13 protein-coding genes and 1 rRNA gene are annotated in these 15,551 nt (G+C 71.4%); 7 read left to right on the top strand and 7 right to left on the bottom strand.

What is annotated here, in order from left to right; all coding sequences use genetic code 11:
- Nucleotides 1-144 precede the first annotated feature (144 nt).
- The 3 genes from rrf (at nt 145) to IEZ25_RS09920 (ending at nt 2,062) form a co-directional block, all read left to right on the top strand.
- Nucleotides 145-262: ribosomal RNA gene (gene rrf / locus IEZ25_RS09930) — 5S ribosomal RNA — on the top strand.
- A gap of 478 nt (nt 263-740) precedes the next feature.
- Entirely contained in the window at nt 741-1,361 is a 621-nt protein-coding gene (locus tag IEZ25_RS21425) for a hypothetical protein (RefSeq protein ID WP_318152151.1), read from the top strand.
- Nucleotides 1,362-1,582: 221 nt separating this feature from the next.
- The gene (locus IEZ25_RS09920; RefSeq protein WP_425572735.1) at nt 1,583-2,062 is read left to right on the top strand and encodes a DUF3145 domain-containing protein; all 480 of its coding nucleotides are present in this window, start codon (nt 1,583-1,585) and stop codon (nt 2,060-2,062) included.
- 103 nt (nt 2,063-2,165) lie between these two features.
- Here the strand turns inward: IEZ25_RS09920 and IEZ25_RS09915 are convergent, their stop codons facing one another.
- The 6 genes from IEZ25_RS09915 to IEZ25_RS09890 form a co-directional block, all read right to left on the bottom strand.
- A complete protein-coding gene (locus IEZ25_RS09915) occupies nt 2,166-3,596 on the bottom strand; it encodes an acyl-CoA carboxylase subunit beta (RefSeq protein ID WP_191199212.1) in 1,431 nt (476 codons plus the stop codon).
- On the bottom strand, nt 3,593-4,846 hold the full coding sequence (gene fabF / locus IEZ25_RS09910; protein ID WP_191199211.1) for a beta-ketoacyl-ACP synthase II: 1,254 nt from the start codon (nt 4,844-4,846) through the stop codon (nt 3,593-3,595). Before fabF ends, IEZ25_RS09915 begins: the two co-directional genes overlap by 4 nt.
- Nucleotides 4,847-4,950: 104 nt before the next feature.
- The gene (locus IEZ25_RS09905; RefSeq protein ID WP_129456799.1) at nt 4,951-5,196 is read right to left on the bottom strand and encodes an acyl carrier protein; all 246 of its coding nucleotides are present in this window, start codon (nt 5,194-5,196) and stop codon (nt 4,951-4,953) included.
- Between the two features lie 76 nt (nt 5,197-5,272).
- Nucleotides 5,273-6,286, bottom strand: a complete 1,014-nt coding sequence (locus tag IEZ25_RS09900; protein ID WP_191199210.1) for a beta-ketoacyl-ACP synthase III — start codon at nt 6,284-6,286, stop codon at nt 5,273-5,275.
- Complete coding sequence (locus IEZ25_RS09895; RefSeq protein ID WP_191199209.1) at nt 6,286-7,470, bottom strand: acyltransferase domain-containing protein; 1,185 nt, start codon at nt 7,468-7,470, stop codon at nt 6,286-6,288. Before IEZ25_RS09895 ends, IEZ25_RS09900 begins: the two co-directional genes overlap by 1 nt.
- An 80-nt stretch (nt 7,471-7,550) precedes the next feature.
- The gene (locus IEZ25_RS09890) at nt 7,551-8,723 is read right to left on the bottom strand and encodes a PucR family transcriptional regulator (RefSeq protein ID WP_191199208.1); all 1,173 of its coding nucleotides are present in this window, start codon (nt 8,721-8,723) and stop codon (nt 7,551-7,553) included.
- 140 nt (nt 8,724-8,863) lie between these two features.
- Here IEZ25_RS09890 and IEZ25_RS09885 point away from each other — a divergent pair, with 140 nt between their 5' ends.
- Nucleotides 8,864-9,850, top strand: coding sequence for an alpha/beta fold hydrolase (locus tag IEZ25_RS09885; protein WP_224748692.1), 987 nt, complete (start codon nt 8,864-8,866; stop codon nt 9,848-9,850).
- Nucleotides 9,851-9,915: 65 nt separating this feature from the next.
- Here IEZ25_RS09885 and aceE read toward each other — a convergent pair whose 3' ends face one another.
- Nucleotides 9,916-12,696 carry a pyruvate dehydrogenase (acetyl-transferring), homodimeric type gene (gene aceE, locus IEZ25_RS09880; RefSeq protein ID WP_318152150.1) on the bottom strand — a complete coding sequence of 927 codons (2,781 nt, stop codon included), beginning with the start codon at nt 12,694-12,696 and terminating at the stop codon, nt 9,916-9,918.
- A gap of 174 nt (nt 12,697-12,870) precedes the next feature.
- Here aceE and IEZ25_RS09875 point away from each other — a divergent pair, with 174 nt between their 5' ends.
- From IEZ25_RS09875 to IEZ25_RS09865, 3 genes are read left to right on the top strand one after another with little or no spacing between them, the layout of a single operon-like run.
- Nucleotides 12,871-13,299 carry a DUF3052 domain-containing protein gene (locus IEZ25_RS09875; protein ID WP_318152149.1) on the top strand — a complete coding sequence of 143 codons (429 nt, stop codon included), beginning with the start codon at nt 12,871-12,873 and terminating at the stop codon, nt 13,297-13,299.
- Complete coding sequence (locus tag IEZ25_RS09870) at nt 13,296-14,930, top strand: AMP-binding protein (protein ID WP_191199206.1); 1,635 nt, start codon at nt 13,296-13,298, stop codon at nt 14,928-14,930. The genes IEZ25_RS09875 and IEZ25_RS09870 overlap by 4 nt, the downstream gene beginning before the upstream one ends.
- Nucleotides 14,927-15,400, top strand: a complete 474-nt coding sequence (locus tag IEZ25_RS09865; protein WP_191199205.1) for a peroxiredoxin — start codon at nt 14,927-14,929, stop codon at nt 15,398-15,400. The genes IEZ25_RS09870 and IEZ25_RS09865 overlap by 4 nt, the downstream gene beginning before the upstream one ends.
- The last annotated feature ends 151 nt before the right edge of the window (nt 15,401-15,551 follow it).

Below are 15,551 nucleotides of genomic sequence, written 5' to 3'. Positions count from 1 at the left end.
GGGCTTGTCCCAACCACGTACACAACCACACACACGTGAAGTTGTACCCGCGCACACAACGAACACACACCCACATGCGGGTTGTTCGCGTCCACTACGCAGTTCCCAACCAACAAACCACTGGTTTGTGAGGGTTGAAAGAGTTACGGCGGCCATAGCGAAACGGGAAACACCCGGTCCCATACCGAACCCGGAAGTTAAGCCTTTCAGCGCCGATGGTACTGCAACCGAGAGGTTGTGGGAGAGTAGGACGCCGCCGGACATACATTTGGCAGGGGCCACCAGCGTGCTGGTGGCCCCTGTTCCATTTCACGTCAGGTGCGTCGACGTACGTCCGGCCCGGCGAGTGAGTACCGTGGCCCCTGACCGGGGGTCGGAGTGTCGAGAAGGAGAGTGCGGCTGTGGCCGAGGACCGTCGTCAACAGCGTCCGTCACGTGGTGGCTCGAGTGCGGGACGAGGTTCCTCGTCCGGCAGCGGGCGCAGCGGCTCGTCCTCCTCGGGGCGCGGAGGCGCCAGCCGATCGTCCGGTGACGCGCGGGGGCGCGGCTCTCGCGACTCGGCACCGCGAGGCGGTGGCTCCTCCCGCGGTGGTTACCAGGGAGGGGACAAGCGCTCCGGGGGCGGGAAGGACCGCGCCTTCCGAGGACGATCCGAGGAGAAGGCCCGCACGGCGGACCAGGCCGCCTATGACGGCCCGGACCTCCCCGAGGGTGTCACCGGCGCGGAGCTCGACCGCGGTGTGCGGGCCCAGCTGAAGGGGCTGCCCGAGAAGCTCGCCGCCCGTGTCGCGCGCCACCTGGCCGCCGCGGGCATGTTCATCGACGACGACCCTGAGCTCGCCTACCAGCACGCGCTGGCCGCGCGGGCCCGCGCGTCACGGATCGCGGTCGTGCGCGAGGCGGCGGGGGAGACGGCGTACGCCGCCGGCCACTACGCGGAGGCGCTGGCCGAGCTGCGGGCCGCCAAGCGGATGAACGGCGCCACGGACTACCTGCCGATCATGGCCGACTGCCACCGCGCCCTCGGCAACCCCGAGCAGGCCATCAAGCTCGCCAAGAGCCCGTCCGTGGCGAACTTCGCGTCCGAGGCGAAGGCCGAGATGACGCTCGTCGAGGCAGGGGCGCGTCGTGACATGGGTCAGCTCGACGCGGCGTTGCGCACGCTCGAGCTCGCGCCACTGACGTCCAAGAGCCGCTCGTCGTGGGTCGTGCGGTTGCGCTACGCGTACGCCGACACGCTCGAGGAGGCCGGCCGCGACTCCGACGCCCTGGCCTGGTTCCACCGCACGCACGCGATCGACTCCGACGAGCTGACGGACGCCGCGGCGCGAGCCGACCTCATCGAGCGTCGCCAGACCTGAGAGCCTGCCCGAGCCGACCGGTGGCGAAGCCTGCCTGTCGGGCTGGTGTTCGAACGCCACATGGGTCACAATGAAGCCACTAATCACATACGTGTCACTCGACTCTCGTTGAGCACTGACGACAGACCGCTGGGGAAGGCGCATCTGGAGCGTCGGAACTCAAGGAGGTCACGGTGACCACACGCACTGCTTCCCGCCCGGACGGTCCGGGGACGAGGGGCATTCTCTACGTGCACTCTGCGCCCTCCGCACTCTGCCCGCACATCGAGTGGGCCGTGGGCGGAGTCCTCGGAGTGGCCGTCTCGCTCGACTGGACGCCGCAGCCTGCCCAGCCGGGCTCGTACCGTGCCGAGCTGTCCTGGTCGGGCTCGGCCGGCGCCGCTGCGGCGGTCGCGTCTGCGCTGCGCGGCTGGAACCACCTGCGCTTCGAGATCACCGAGGAGCCGACCAGCTCGACCGAGGGCACCCGCTTCTCCTGCACCCCCGACCTGGGCATCTTCCATGCCATCACCGGACCTCACGGCGACATCCTGATCCCGGAGGACCGCCTGAAGGCCGCCGTCGTGAAGGCAGCCCTGGGCGACACCACGCTGCTCCTCGAGATCGACCAGCTGCTCGGCAAGCCCTGGGACGACGAGCTGGAGACGTTCCGGCACGCCGGTGAGGGCGCGCCGGTGCGCTGGCTGCACCAGGTGGTCTGAGCACGCACCACCCCCGAACGGGAACGGCGGCCCCGCCAGGACGGAGAGGTCCTGTCCGGGGCCGCCGTGTCTGTGGTTCGGGGCCGTGCGAGGTGTCCGTGGCTCAGAGCGGGATGTTGCCGTGGCGTCCGCGTCGTACGCCGACCGTGTCGATCTCGTGGCGCATGGCGTGCGCGATGGCGCTCCGGGTGCGAGTGGGCTCGACGACCTCGTCGACGACGCCGATCTCGACCGCCTTGTCGACCCCGCCGGCGATGCGCTCGTGCTCGGCCGCGAGCTCCGCCTCGACCTGCGGACGGATCTCGGGGGAGACCTCAGCGAGCTTGCGACGGTGCAGGACGCGGATGGCCGCGACGGCGCCCATCACGGCGACCTCCGCGCCGGGCCACGCGAAGACACGGGTGGCTCCCAGGGAGCGGGCGTTCATGGCGATGTAGGCGCCGCCGTAGGTCTTGCGGGTGACCAGGGTGATCCGGGGCACCACGCACTCACCGAACGCGTGCAGCAGCTTCGCCCCGCGGCGTACGACGCCGTCCCACTCCTGGCCGACGCCGGGGAGGTAGCCCGGGACGTCGACGAGCACGACCAGCGGGATGCCGAACGCGTCGCACATGCGCACGAACCGCGACGCCTTCTCGGCCGACAGCGAGTCCAGGCAACCGCCCAGACGCAGCGGGTTGTTGGCCACGACGCCGACCGTGCGGCCGCCGAAGCGGCCGAGGGCGGTGACGATGTTGGGCGCCCAGCGGGCGTGCAGCTCCTGCATGGTGCCCTCGTCGAGCAGGCCGTCGACGAGCGGGTGCACGTCGTAGGCGCGCTTCTTGGACTCGGGAAGCAGCGCGCCGAGGTCGCGGTCCTCCACGGACTCGGCGGCCAGGCTGCCCTGCGCACCGAGGAGTGCGGCGACGGTGCGCGCCTTGTCGAGCGCCTCGCGCTCGGAGTCGGTCAGGATGTGCACGACGCCCGAGCGGCGGCCGTGCGGCTCCGGGCCGCCGAGACGCAGCATGTCGACGTCCTCGCCGGTGACCGAGCGGACCACGTCGGGGCCGGTGACGAAGATGCGCCCCTCGGGGCCGAGGATCACGCAGTCGGTGAGCGCGGGGCCGTAGGCGGCGCCACCGGCGGCGGGACCGAGGACGACGGAGATCTGCGGGATCACGCCGGAGGCCTGGGTCATCACCTGGAAGATCCGGCCCACGGCGTGCAGCGAGAGCACGCCCTCGGCCAGGCGCGCACCGCCGGAGTGCCAGAGCCCGATGATGGGCACACCGTCGGTGATGGCGCGGTGGTAGGCGTCGACCACGACCCGGCAGCCGACGTCACCCATGGCGCCGCCCATGACCGTGGCGTCGCTGCAGAAGGCGACGACCGACGTGCCGTCGACCCGTCCGACCGCGGCGAGCATGCCGGAGTCGTCGTCGGCGGTGATCAGCTCGAGCGTGCCCTCGTCGAGGAGCGCGGTGAGGCGGTGGACGGGGTTGCGCGGGTCCTCCTCGCGGGGGAGCCGGGCGGGCTTGGCGGCCGTGGTCGTCACGAGACGCTCCCGAAGGCGACCGCCACGTTGGCGCCGCCGAATCCGAACGAGTTGTTGAGCGCCACGATGTCGCCCTCGGGCAGGTCGCGCCTCGAGGTCGGGATGTCGAGGTGGACCTCGGGGTCCAGGTCGTCGAGGTTGATCGTCGGTGGGCTGACCCGGTCGCGCAGAGCCATCACCGTCGCCACGGCCTCGAGAGCGCCGGCCCCGCCGAGGAGGTGACCGGTCATCGACTTGGTGCTGGTGACCACGCAGCGGTCGACGTGCTCGCCGAGGACGGCATGGAGCATCAACCCCTCGGCGATGTCGCCCTTCGGCGTGGAGGTGGCGTGGGCGTTGACGTGGACGACCGTGGCCGGGTCGACGTCGCCCTCGCGGAGCGCCATCTTGATGGCGCGGGTGCCGCCGCGACCCTCCGGGTCGGGCTGGGCGATGTCGTGGGCATCGTTGCTGATGCCGGCGCCGCGGACCTCCGCGTAGATGGTCGCGCCGCGGGCGCGGGCGTGCTCCTCGGACTCGAGGACCAGCACGGCGCCGCCCTCGCCGAGGACGAAGCCGTCGCGGCCGGTGTCCCAGGGGCGGGAGACGGTGGTGGGGTCACCGCCGTCGTCGCTCGCGGTCTTGGACAGCGCCATCATGTTGGCGAAGGCGGCCATGGGCAGCGGGTGGATGGCGGCCTCGGTGCCGCCGGCCAGCACCACGTCGGCGCGACCCAGACGGATGAGGTCGAGTGCCAGCGCGATGGCCTCGTTGCCCGAGGCACAGGCCGACGTGGGCGCGTGGACCGCCGCGCGGGCGCCGTACTTGAGGCTGACGTTGGCCGCGGGGGCGTTGGGCATGAGCATCGGCACGGCGAGGGGCGAGACGCGGCGGGGGCCCTTCTCGAGGAGGGCGTCGTAGTTGGCCAGGAGGGTGGTCACGCCGCCGATGCCGGAGGCGAGTGCGACGCCGAGGCGCTCGTGCTCGAGGCCGGAGCCCTCCAGGCCCGCATCGGCCCACGCCTGGTCGGCGGCGACCATCGCGAACTGGCTGGAGCGGTCGAGGCGACGGGCCTTGACGCGCTCAAGGACCTCGGTCGGCTCCACGGCGACGCGGCCGCCGATCTTCACCGGCATCTGCTCGACCCAGTCGTCGGTGAGGTGCGCGATGCCGGAGGTTCCGGACAGCAGCGCCTGCCACGTGGAGGCGACGTCCCCTCCGACAGGGGAGGTGGTGCCGAGGCCGGTGACGACTACGCGGGTCGAGGGCATCTGATGAGGTTCCGTTTCTCGCGGGGTTGGAAGTGTTCGGCCCTGAGAGCCGAGGTCACGGGGGCCGGGCTGGACGCCGGCCACCCGTGACGTCGAGGAGGGCGTCAGCCCTGGGCGCGCTCGATGTAGGCGACGGCGTCACCCACGGTCTTGAGGTTCTTGACCTCGTCGTCCGGGATGGTCACGCCGAACTTCTCCTCGGCGGCCACGACGACCTCGACCATGGAGAGCGAGTCGACGTCGAGGTCGTCGACGAACGACTTGTCCAGCTGGACGTCGTCGGCGTCGACGCCGGCCACCTCGTTGACGATGTCAGCGAGGTCGGCACGGATTTCTTCGGTGGTGGCCATGGGGCCTTCCCTTCTTCTTGTCTTCTTGTGGGGTGGTGCTTGGGGTGGACGGGGGTGTGCTTCCGGACCGGGCGGGTCAGGGGATGGTGACGACCTGGGCTGCGTAGGACAGCCCCGCACCGAAGGCGATCAGCAGGGCCGTGTCACCGGACCTGGCGTCGCCCTCGGCCATCATCCGGTCGAGCGCGAGCGGGACCGAGGCGGCCGAGCTGTTGCCCTGGTCGGCGACGTCGCGGGCGATCCGCACCGTGTCGGGGAGCTTCATGGAGCGGGCCATCGCGTCGATGATCCGCATGTTGGCCTGATGGGGGACGAAGACGTCGAGGTCGTCGAGGCCGACGCCGGCCGCGTCGAGCGCCTGCTGGCCGATCTTCGCCATCGCGAAGGACGCCCAGCGGAAGACGGAGTTGCCCTGCATGGTCAGGTGGGGCATCACGCCGCTGCCGGGCACCTCGGGGCTGCCGACGACGTCGCGCCAGTCCTCGCGCTGGCGGATCAGGTCGAACTGCTCGCCGTCGGATCCCCACACGACGGGACCGATGCCCGGGGTGTCGCTGGGGCCCACGACGGCCGCACCCGCACCATCGGCGAAGATGAACGCGGTGCCGCGGTCGGTCAGGTCGAGGATGTCGGTGAGGCGCTCGACGCCGACCACCAGCACGTGCTCGGCGCTGCCGGCCCGGACGATGTCGGAGGCCAGCGCGATCCCGTGGCAGAAGCCGGAGCAGGCGGCGGAGATGTCGAAGGCGGCCGCGTGGTCGGTGCCGAGCTCGTGGGCGATCGCGGTGGCGACGGCGGGGGTCTGGAGCAGGTGGCTGACGGTGGCGACGACCACGCAGTCGATCTGCGAGGCGTCGAGGCCGGCCCGCTCGATGGCGATCCTGGAGGCCTCGACCGACATCATCTGGACCGACTCGTCCGGACCGGCCCAGCGGCGCGTCTTGATGCCCGAGCGCTGCTGGATCCACTCGTCGCTGGAGTCGATCGCCTCGACGACGTCGGAGTTGGGCACGATGCGGACGGGTCGGTAGGCACCGACGCCCATGATGCGGGCGTACGGCGCGCCGGACCTGCTGGTGATCGCGGCCATCAGGCGCTCGCCTCGGGGTGCAGTCGCAGGAGGGGCTGACCGGGGGAGACCAGGTCGCCGTCCTCGACCAGCCACTCCACGACGGAACCGCCGTGCGGTGCCGTGATCTCGGTGCGTTCGCGCAGGCTCGCCACGGCGCCGATCGTGGCTCCGGGGGCGAGCAGGTCGCGCTCGACGGCCTCGGACGAGAGGTGGAAGGTGCCCTTGACGGGCGAGACGACCATCCGCCAGGTCGGCGTGGTCTCGATCATGGATGCCTCGCCGTGCTTGTCGCAGAAGTCACGGGCCGCGTCGAGCTGGTCGGGAGTCTTGAGGGCGAACGTCTCGACGCCCTTGAGCGCCCGCTTGGCGATGCCCGTGAGGGTGCCGGCCGGCGGCATCTCGAGGATGCCGGTGACGCCGAGGTCGCTCATCGTCTCCATGCACAGGTCCCAGCGGACGGGGTTGGCGATCTGGCCGACCATCCGTCGCAGCACGTCGCGCCCGTCGTGCACGACCTGACCGTCGCGGTTGGAGATGACCGGGGTGCGCGGGTCGTGGGTCGAGACAGATCGTGCGAGCGAGGCGAGCCGGTCGACGGCGGGGGCCATGTGGGTGGTGTGGAAGGCGCCGGCGACGCTCAGCGGCATCAGGCGCGCCTTGGCCGGCGGCTCGTCGGCGAATGCCGCGAGCTGCTCCATCGTGCCGGCCGCGACGACCTGCCCGGCGCCGTTGTCGTTGGCCGGGGTCAGGCCGTGGCGCTCGATCGCGGCGAGCACCTCCTCACGATCACCACCGAGCACGGCGGTCATGCCGGTGGCGGTGGTCGCGGCGGCGTCGGCCATGGCGTTGCCGCGCTCACGGACCAGGACCATCGCCTGCTCGGCGGTGATCACGCGGGCGCCGGCGGCCGCGGTCAGCTCGCCGACGCTGTGACCGGCCACCGCGCCGATCCGGGCGAAGGCGTCCGCGGGCTGCGGGAACAGGTCGAGGGCCGCGACCAGGCCGGTGGCGACCAGCAGCGGCTGGGCGATCTTGGTGTCGCGGATGGTGTCCGCGTCCGCCTCGGTGCCGTAGTGGGCCAGGTCGATGCCGGCGACGGTGGCCAGCCAGTCGAACCGGGCGGCGAAGGTGGGGTCCTCCAGCCAGGGCGTGAGGAATCCGGGGGTCTGGGCCCCTTGACCGGGAGCGACGATGACGAGCACGAGGTCCACTCTGCCGGGTCCGGAGACCGGGACGCGGGTCCGACGCCGACGAAACTCACCCCCACATCCTTGTAGGGTTCCTACAACTCGGTGCGGCCCGACTGCCGCCCCAGGATGAGGGCCAGCTGGAGCGCGAACGCCTCGCGCGGCCGCGTCGGCGACCAGCCGGTGACGTCGGCCACCTGGCGCAGGCGGTAGCGCACCGTGTTGGGGTGGACGAAGAGCGCGCGGGCGGTGCCCTCGATGGACGAGCCGTGCTCGAACCAGGCGCCCATCGTCTCGAGCAGGGTGCCGCGCGCGGCCACCAGCGGGAGGTAGACCTCGTCGACGAGGTGGCGACGCGCGTGGCCGTCGCCGGCGAGCGCACGCTCGGGCAGCAGGTCGCGGCTGGCGACCGGGCGCGGCGCATCGGGCCACCCGCTGGCGGCGCGGTGGGCGGAGAGCGCGTCGCGCGCCGAGGCGTAGGCGTGGGCGAGGTCGGCGGTGACCGGCCCGACGACGACCGGCCCCTCGCCGAAGTGGTCGATGAGGCGGGTGGCGGCCTTCAGCGGGTCGCTCACCCCGCCCAGGACGACGACCAGCCGGTCGCCCTGGGTGGCGCACAGCGCGTCCATGTCGGCGGAGCGGGCCGAGCGGCGTACGGACTCGAAGACGTCGAGCTCGGCGCGGTGGGGAGGGACGGATCCCAGCACCACCGCGACGTCGCCGTGTGCCCCCCAGCCCAGTGCGCTGGCACGGGAGAGGACCGACTCGTCGGTCTCGGCGCGGACGACGGCATCGACGACCAGGGCCTCGAGGCGGGCGTCCCACGCGCCGCGGGACTCCGCGGCGCGGGCGTAGACGGCGGCGGTCGCGAAAGCCACCTCGCGGGCGTAGAGCAGCACGGCTGCGTGGACGTGGGGGCCGTCCTCGGGGTCGAGGATGTCGTCGACGGTGGTCTCCACGACCCGGATGCTGAGCCGGACCAGCTCGACGGTCTGCTGCAGCGAGATGACGCCCGTCAGCTCGCGCGGTGCGGCACCGAAGACCACGACGTCGAGCGGGTCGTGGGCTGAGGCCTCGACCTCGCGGTCGTACCAGTCGACGAAGCCCCGGATGCCCGCCTGCACGATCAGCCCGACCCACGACCGGTCCTGCGCGCTGAGGTCGTCGAACCAGGGCAGGTCGCTCGACATCCGACCCGTGGCGGCGGTGCTGAGGGCCCCGGTCGAGTTGCGCAGGGCGTCTGCGGCGCGGCGTCTGGACGGGGGCATGGGACGACTGTAGTGGCGTCAGACGAGTAGTGGGATTCCCACGAAGGCTCTCCGTCGCACCCCCGGGCCGTCGGAGACGGTCGAGTGCCACGTGGTTGAATCCGGGACCTGCCTGCCCGCCCGGCCACACGGAGGTCGCGTTGCCCCGACGCACGAGCCCCCGGGTCGAGCACGTCACCGTGCACGGGCACCGGCGTGCGTACGTCATCACCGGCTCCGGCCCGGTCGTCCTGCTGCTCCACGGGCTGGGCTGCGACCACACGACCTGGGCCCCGGTCATCGCCAGGCTGGCGCGCACCCACACCGTCCTCGCACCCGACCTGCTCGGCCACGGCGAGTCCGACAAGCCCCGCGCCGACTACAGCGTCGGCGGCTACGCCAACGGGATGCGCGACCTGATGACCGTGCTCGGCATCGACACCGCGACCGTGGTCGGGCACAGCTTCGGCGGGGGAGTGGCGATGCAGTTCGCCTACCAGTTCCCCGAGCGCACCGAGCGCCTGGTGCTCGTCGGGTCCGGCGGGCTCGGCCCCGAGGTGACGCCGGCCATCCGGGCGATCACGACACCCGGCTTCCACCAGGTGATGGGCGCGCTCGCCGTGCCCGGAGTCCGCCACGCCACCACCGCTGCCCTGAAGCTGCTGTCCAGGAGCGGCGTGCGCCACCTGCGTGACCTCGACGAGGTGGCCGCGATCTACGACTCCCTCCAGGACGCACGCACCCGCGCCGCGATCCGGCACGTGGTCCGAGCGGTCGTGGACTGGAAGGGCCAGATCATCACGATGGCCGACCGTGCCTACCTCACCGAGGCGATGCCGATGTGCGTCGTCTGGGGTGCCGACGACCAGGTCATCCCCGTCGCGCACGCGAGCAACGCCGGCACGCTCGCGCCGTCGGCGCGGGTCGAGATCATCCCGGACGCCGGGCACTTCCCGCACAAGGACCACCCCGAGCGGTTCGTGAGGATCGTGCGCGACTTCATCCGCACCACGGAGCCGAGCCGCCACGACCGCGAGCGGTGGCGCGAGCTGCTCGAGGAGGGCGCCCTCGTCGCACCGGTCCACGCCGAGGCGGGCGGTGCGCCACTCGCGCCGGTGCGTGCCGCACGACGCGCGAAGCCCGCCTGAGGAAGATCCTCAGACGGGCTCCGGCAAGCGATCGGTCAGGCTGGTTTCGTCACGACGTCGCAACGTCAGGCGTCGCCACCCTCCTGCTTGATGTCCTTCGTGGCGGTCGGGTCGTCGATCTTGTAGCGCTGCGCGGCCTCGACGACCTTCTCCACCGGCACCTCGCCGGCGTCGGCGAGGGCCTGCAGGGCCTGCACGACGACGCTGACGGCGTCGATGTGGAAAAAGCGACGGGCGGCCGGGCGGGTGTCGGCGAACCCGAAGCCGTCGGCACCGAGCACGCGGTAGTCGGCGGGGACCCAGCGCGCGATCTGCAGCGGGACGGCCCGCATGTAGTCGGACACGGCCACGACGGGACCCTGCGCGCCGGCGAGCTTGTCGCTGACGAACGCGGTGCGCTTCTCCGCGCCCGGGTTGAGCAGGTTCCACTGCTCCGCGGCCGCGCCGTCACGTGCCAGCTCGTTCCAGGAGGTGACTGACCACAGGTCGGACTGCACGCCCCACTCCTCGGCGAGGATCCGGGCAGCCTCGTCGATCCACGGGTAGCCGACACCGGAGGCCATCAGCTGGACCCGGGGGCCCTCGCCCTCGGCGGTGGAGACCTTGTGGATGCCCCGGAGGATGCCCTCGAGGTCGACGTCGGACGGCTCGGCCGGCTGCGAGACCGGCTCGTTGTAGACGGTGAGGTAGAAGATGACGTCCTCGCCGTTGCCGTCCGGGCCACCGGTGCCGTACATCCGCTCGAGGCCGTTCTGCATGATGTGGCTGATCTCGTAGGCGAACGCCGGGTCGTAGTGCACGATCGCCGGGTTGGTCGCGGCGATCAGCGGCGAGTGGCCGTCGGCGTGCTGGAGGCCCTCGCCGGTCAGCGTGGTGCGACCGGCGGTGGCGCCGATGAGGAAGCCACGGGCGAGCTGGTCGGCCATGGCCCAGATGGAGTCGCCGGTGCGCTGGAACCCGAACATCGAGTAGAAGATGTAGAACGGGATCATGTGCTCGCCGTGCGTGGCGTACGCCGACCCTGCCGCCGTGGCCGACGCCATCGCGCCCGCCTCGGAGATGCCCTCGTGCAGCATCTGGCCCTGCTTGGACTCCTTGTAGGAGAGCAGCATCTTGCGGTCGACCGACTCGTACTGCTGGCCGCCCGGGTTGTAGACCTTGGCGCTCGGGAACATCGAGTCCATGCCGAACGTGCGGTACTCGTCGGGCGCGATCGGGACGAGGCGGTCCCCGATCTCGGGGTCCTTCATCCAGTCGCGCAGGAGACGGACGGCGGCCATCGTCGAGGCGAACTTGTTCTTGCCCGAGCCCTGCTTGAGCTCGGCGTAGAGCTCGTCACCGGGCAGCTTGAGCGCGGGTGCCCGGTTGACGCGGCGCGGGATCGAGCCGCCCAGGGCCTTGCGCCGCTCGAGCATGTACTCGATCTCCGGGGAGTCGGCGCCGGGGTGGTAGAACGGCGCGCCACCCGTCTTCTCGTAGGACTCCTCGAGGTCGCGGTCGCTGATCGGGAGGTAGAGCCGGTCGCGGAACTTCTTGAGGTCCGGGAGGGTCAGCTTCTTCATCTGGTGGGTGGCGTTCTTGCCCTCGAGGGCGTCGATCGTCCAGCCCTTGATGGTGTGGGCCAGGATCACCGTCGGCTGACCGGTGTGCTTGGCGGCGGCGTCGAACGCGGCGTACACCTTGCGGTAGTCGTGACCACCGCGCGGCAGCTTCTCGATCTGCTGGTCGGACATGTGCTCGACCATCTTGCGCAGGCGGGGGTCGCTGCCGAAGAAGTTCTCGCGGACGTAGGCGCCGTCCTCGGTCGAGTAGGTCTGGAACGCACCGTCGGGGGTGGAGTTCATCCGGTTGACCAGCGCGCCGTCCATGTCCTTGGCGAGCAGCGCGTCCCACTCGCGACCCCAGACGACCTTGATCACGTTCCAGCCGGCACCGCGGAAGTTCGACTCGAGCTCCTGCATGATCTTGCCGTTGCCCGTGACCGGGCCGTCGAGCTGCTGGAGGTTGCAGTTGATGACCCACGTGAGGTTGTCGAGCTCCTCGCGCGCCGCGACGCGGATCGCGCCGAGCGACTCGGGCTCGGCCATCTCGCCGTCACCCATGAAGGCCCACACGTTCTGCTGCGAGGTGTCCTTGATGCCGCGGTTGTCGAGGTAGCGGTTGAACCGTGCCTGGTAGATCGAGTTGATGGCCGTGAGGCCCATCGACACGGTCGGGAACTCCCAGAAGTCGGGCATCAGGCGCGGGTGGGGGTACGACGGCAGGCCGGCGCCCTTGCCGTGCTGGACCTCCTGGCGGAAGCGGTAGAGCTGCTCCTCGCTGAGGCGGCCCTCGAGGAAGGCGCGGGCGTAGACGCCCGGAGAGCCGTGGCCCTGGATGTAGAGCTGGTCGCCGCCGCCCTCGTGGTCCTTGCCGCGGAAGAAGTGGTTGAAGCCGACCTCGTAGAGGCTGGCGGAGGACTGGTAGGTGGCGATGTGGCCGCCGACCTCGAGGCCCTTGCGATTGGCGGAGGAGACCATGACCGCGGCGTTCCAGCGGATGAACGCGCGGATGCGGCGCTCGACCTCCTCGTCGCCGGGGAACCACGGCTCCCGCTCCGGGGGGATGGTGTTGATGTAGTCGGTGGACCTCAGGGCCGGCACGCCGACCTGCTTCTCGCGCGCGCGCTCGAGCAGGCGCAGCATCACGTAGCGGGCCCGGTCGCGACCCCGGTCGTCGAGCATCGCGTCGAACGACGCGAGCCACTCCTGGGTCTCGTCGGGATCGATGTCGGGCAGCTGGGTCGGGAGCCCCTCGTGGATCACCGACGCGACGGGGCTCTTGCTGGGCTTCTCGGCGTCACTCACGTGCTCATCGTGTCACGCGACCAGCCGCCACGAAATCTACCCATGGGTAGTGCGCGCGTGCGCGAGACGACGTCCGCACTGGGGGGCCGGGGTTGCGGCTCCTGCCGTGTTCCTGTGGACTGTGCGGCACACGTGCGCGGTCCCCGCGCGCGCCACGAACATGGGAGGCACTGCGTGAGCTCGACGGTGGGCGACTCTGCCCCGGCGGCAGGCACGGCGGACCGGCTGGGGCTCAAGCCCGGCATGGTCGTCCAGGAACTCGGCTGGGACAACGACACCGACGACGAGCTGCGCGTCGCCGTCGAGGACGCCATCGACGCCGACATGGTGGACGGGGACTACGGCAACGTCGTGGATGCCGTGCTGCTGTGGTGGCGCGACGACGACGGTGATCTCGTGGACGGCCTCGTCGACGCGCTGACGGACCTGGTGGGCGGTGGCTCGATCTGGCTGCTCACGCCGAAGGTCGGTCGCCCCGGCACCGTGGACGCCGCCGACGTGTCCGAGGCGGCACCGATCGCCGGCCTCGCCCAGACCACGACCGCGGCGGTCAGCAAGGACTGGCAGGCCACCCGGCTGGTGGCACCCAAGACCCCCGCGTGACGTCAGCCGGTCTCTCGGGACGGCTCGGCGCAGCCGGCACGGCGCTGCGGGTGCTCGGCCGCTCGGGCGTCATCCGGCCCTACGGCCCGCGGACGCTCGCGGGCATCGGCCGCGTGGTGCTGCGCTGGGGGACCGGGCCCGCCGGTGGGTTCGCCACCCTCGCGGCGCGGGCGCCCGACCAGGTCGGCGTGGTCGACGAGCTGGGTGAGCTGACCTGGGGCGAGCTGCACCGCCGCTCCAACTCCCTGGCCCGCGCGCTCGGCGAGCGAGGCGTGGGGGAGGGCGACTCGGTCGCGGTCATGTGCCGCAACCACCGCGGCTTCGTCGAGGCCTCGATCGCGATCGCGAGGCTGGGCGCCGACATCCTCTACCTCAACACCGCCTTCGCCGGCCCCCAGCTGGTCGACGTGCTCGCTCGCGAGGCCCCCAGCCTGGTGATCCACGACGAGGAGTTCACCGGCCTGCTCGCCGGCGCGCACGCGACCCGTCGGCTGCTGGCCTGGACCGACACGGCCGCGGCGGACGCCGAGACGATCGAGCGGCTCGTGGCGGCGTACGACGACGGCGACCTGCAGCCGCCGCGGCGCCATGCCCGGATCGTGATCCTCACCTCCGGCACCACCGGCACCCCGAAAGGCGCTCCGCGCAACGAGGCCGGCATCGACGCCGCTGTCTCGCTGCTCTCCCGGATGCCCCTGCGGGCCGGCTGGCGCACGCACATCGCCGCCCCGCTGTTCCACACCTGGGGCTTCGCCCACCTCGCGCTCGCGATGCTGCTCGGCTCCACGGTGGTGCTGCGGCGCACGTTCGACCCGGCGGAGGCGCTGCGGACCACGCAGGACGAGCGCTGCCAGTCGCTGGTCGTCATCCCGGTGATGCTGCAGCGGATGCTGGCGCTCGGCCCGGGACAGCTCGACGGGTTCGACCTGTCTCGGGTGCGGGTCGTGGCCTCCTCGGGCTCCGCGCTGCCGGCCACCCTGGCGCAGGCCTGGATGGACCGCTTCGGCGACAACCTCTACAACATCTACGGCTCCACCGAGGTCGCCTACGCGTCCATCGCGACGCCGCAGGACCTGCGGGCGGACCCCACCTCCGCCGGGAAGCCTCCCTACGGCACGGTCGTGCGGATCCTCGACGACGCCGGCGCCGAGGTGCCGCAGGGCCGGACCGGACGGATCTTCGTCGGCAACGGCCTGCTGTTCGAGGGCTACACCAACGGCGGGTCCAAGGAGGTCGTCGACGGGCTCATGGCCTCCGGCGACGTCGGCTACTACGACGAGCGCGGGCGGCTGCACGTCGCGGGCCGCGATGACGACATGATCGTCTCCGGGGGCGAGAACGTCTTCCCGCAGGAGGTCGAGGACTGCCTGATCGCCCATCCGCGCGTGGGGGAGGTCGCTGCGCTGGGTGTCGACGACGAGGACTATGGTCAGCGACTGCGCGCCTTCGTGGTGCGCACCGGCGACGTGTCGGAGGACGAGCTGCGTGACCACGTGCGGGCCCACCTGGCCAGGTTCAAGGTCCCGCGCGAGATCGTGTTCCTCGACGAGCTGCCGCGCAACGCCACCGGCAAGGTCCTCAAGCGGGACCTGAGCGGGTGGGACGACGAGACGAAGGACGACGAGGCGTGACCCGCACGGGACTGTGCATCGGAGACGAGGCACCCGACTTCACCCTGCGCGACCAGTTCGGCCAGGACGTCCGGCTCAGCGACTTCCGCGGACGCAAGGCGGTCGCGCTGATGTTCTTCCCGTTCGCGTTCACCGGCGTCTGCACCGGCGAGATGTCGGGCGTGCGCGACCGGCTCGACGAGTTCCTCAGCTTCGACACCGAGGTGCTCGCCCTCTCGTGCGACCCGGTCTACGCGCTGCGACACTTCGCCGAGACCGAGGGACTCAACTTCCCGTTGCTCTCGGACTTCTGGCCGCACGGTGCGGTCGCCTCCGCCTACGAGGTCTTCGACCACGTCAAGGGCGCCCCGCGCCGCTCGTCGTACGTCGTGGACCGCGACGGGCGGCTCCGGTGGTCGGTGCACAACGCGAACCCGGACGGACGCGACCTCGACGAGCACCTGCGCGAGCTGCACGCCGCAGTCTCCTGAGAGCTCACCCGTAGGGGCGAGATCAGCGCTCCGGTCTAGACAGGTCGGACGCTTTTGGACGTTTCCCGGGACAGCCTTGGCCCAGCGTGTAATCTCTTCCTTGTTGAGCCGCTGGTGACCCGAGACGCCAGCGGCTCAACTCATTTCCCTC

Origin of the sequence: Nocardioides hwasunensis (genome assembly GCF_014779665.1) — a bacterium.
GTDB lineage: Bacteria > Actinomycetota > Actinomycetes > Propionibacteriales > Nocardioidaceae > Nocardioides > Nocardioides hwasunensis.
This window is presented reverse-complemented; position numbering and strand designations above follow the sequence as displayed.

Bases quoted from the DNA above. Each gene is read 5' to 3' on its own strand.
- IEZ25_RS09900 (WP_191199210.1), bottom strand. From the start codon at position 6,286: ATGGCCGCGATCACCAGCAGGTCCGGCGCGCCGTACGCCCGCATCATG.
- IEZ25_RS09890 (WP_191199208.1), bottom strand. From the start codon at position 8,723: ATGCCCCCGTCCAGACGCCGCGCCGCAGACGCCCTGCGCAACTCGACC.
- IEZ25_RS09905 (WP_129456799.1), bottom strand. From the start codon at position 5,196: ATGGCCACCACCGAAGAAATCCGTGCCGACCTCGCTGACATCGTCAAC.
- fabF (WP_191199211.1), bottom strand. From the start codon at position 4,846: ATGCCCTCGACCCGCGTAGTCGTCACCGGCCTCGGCACCACCTCCCCT.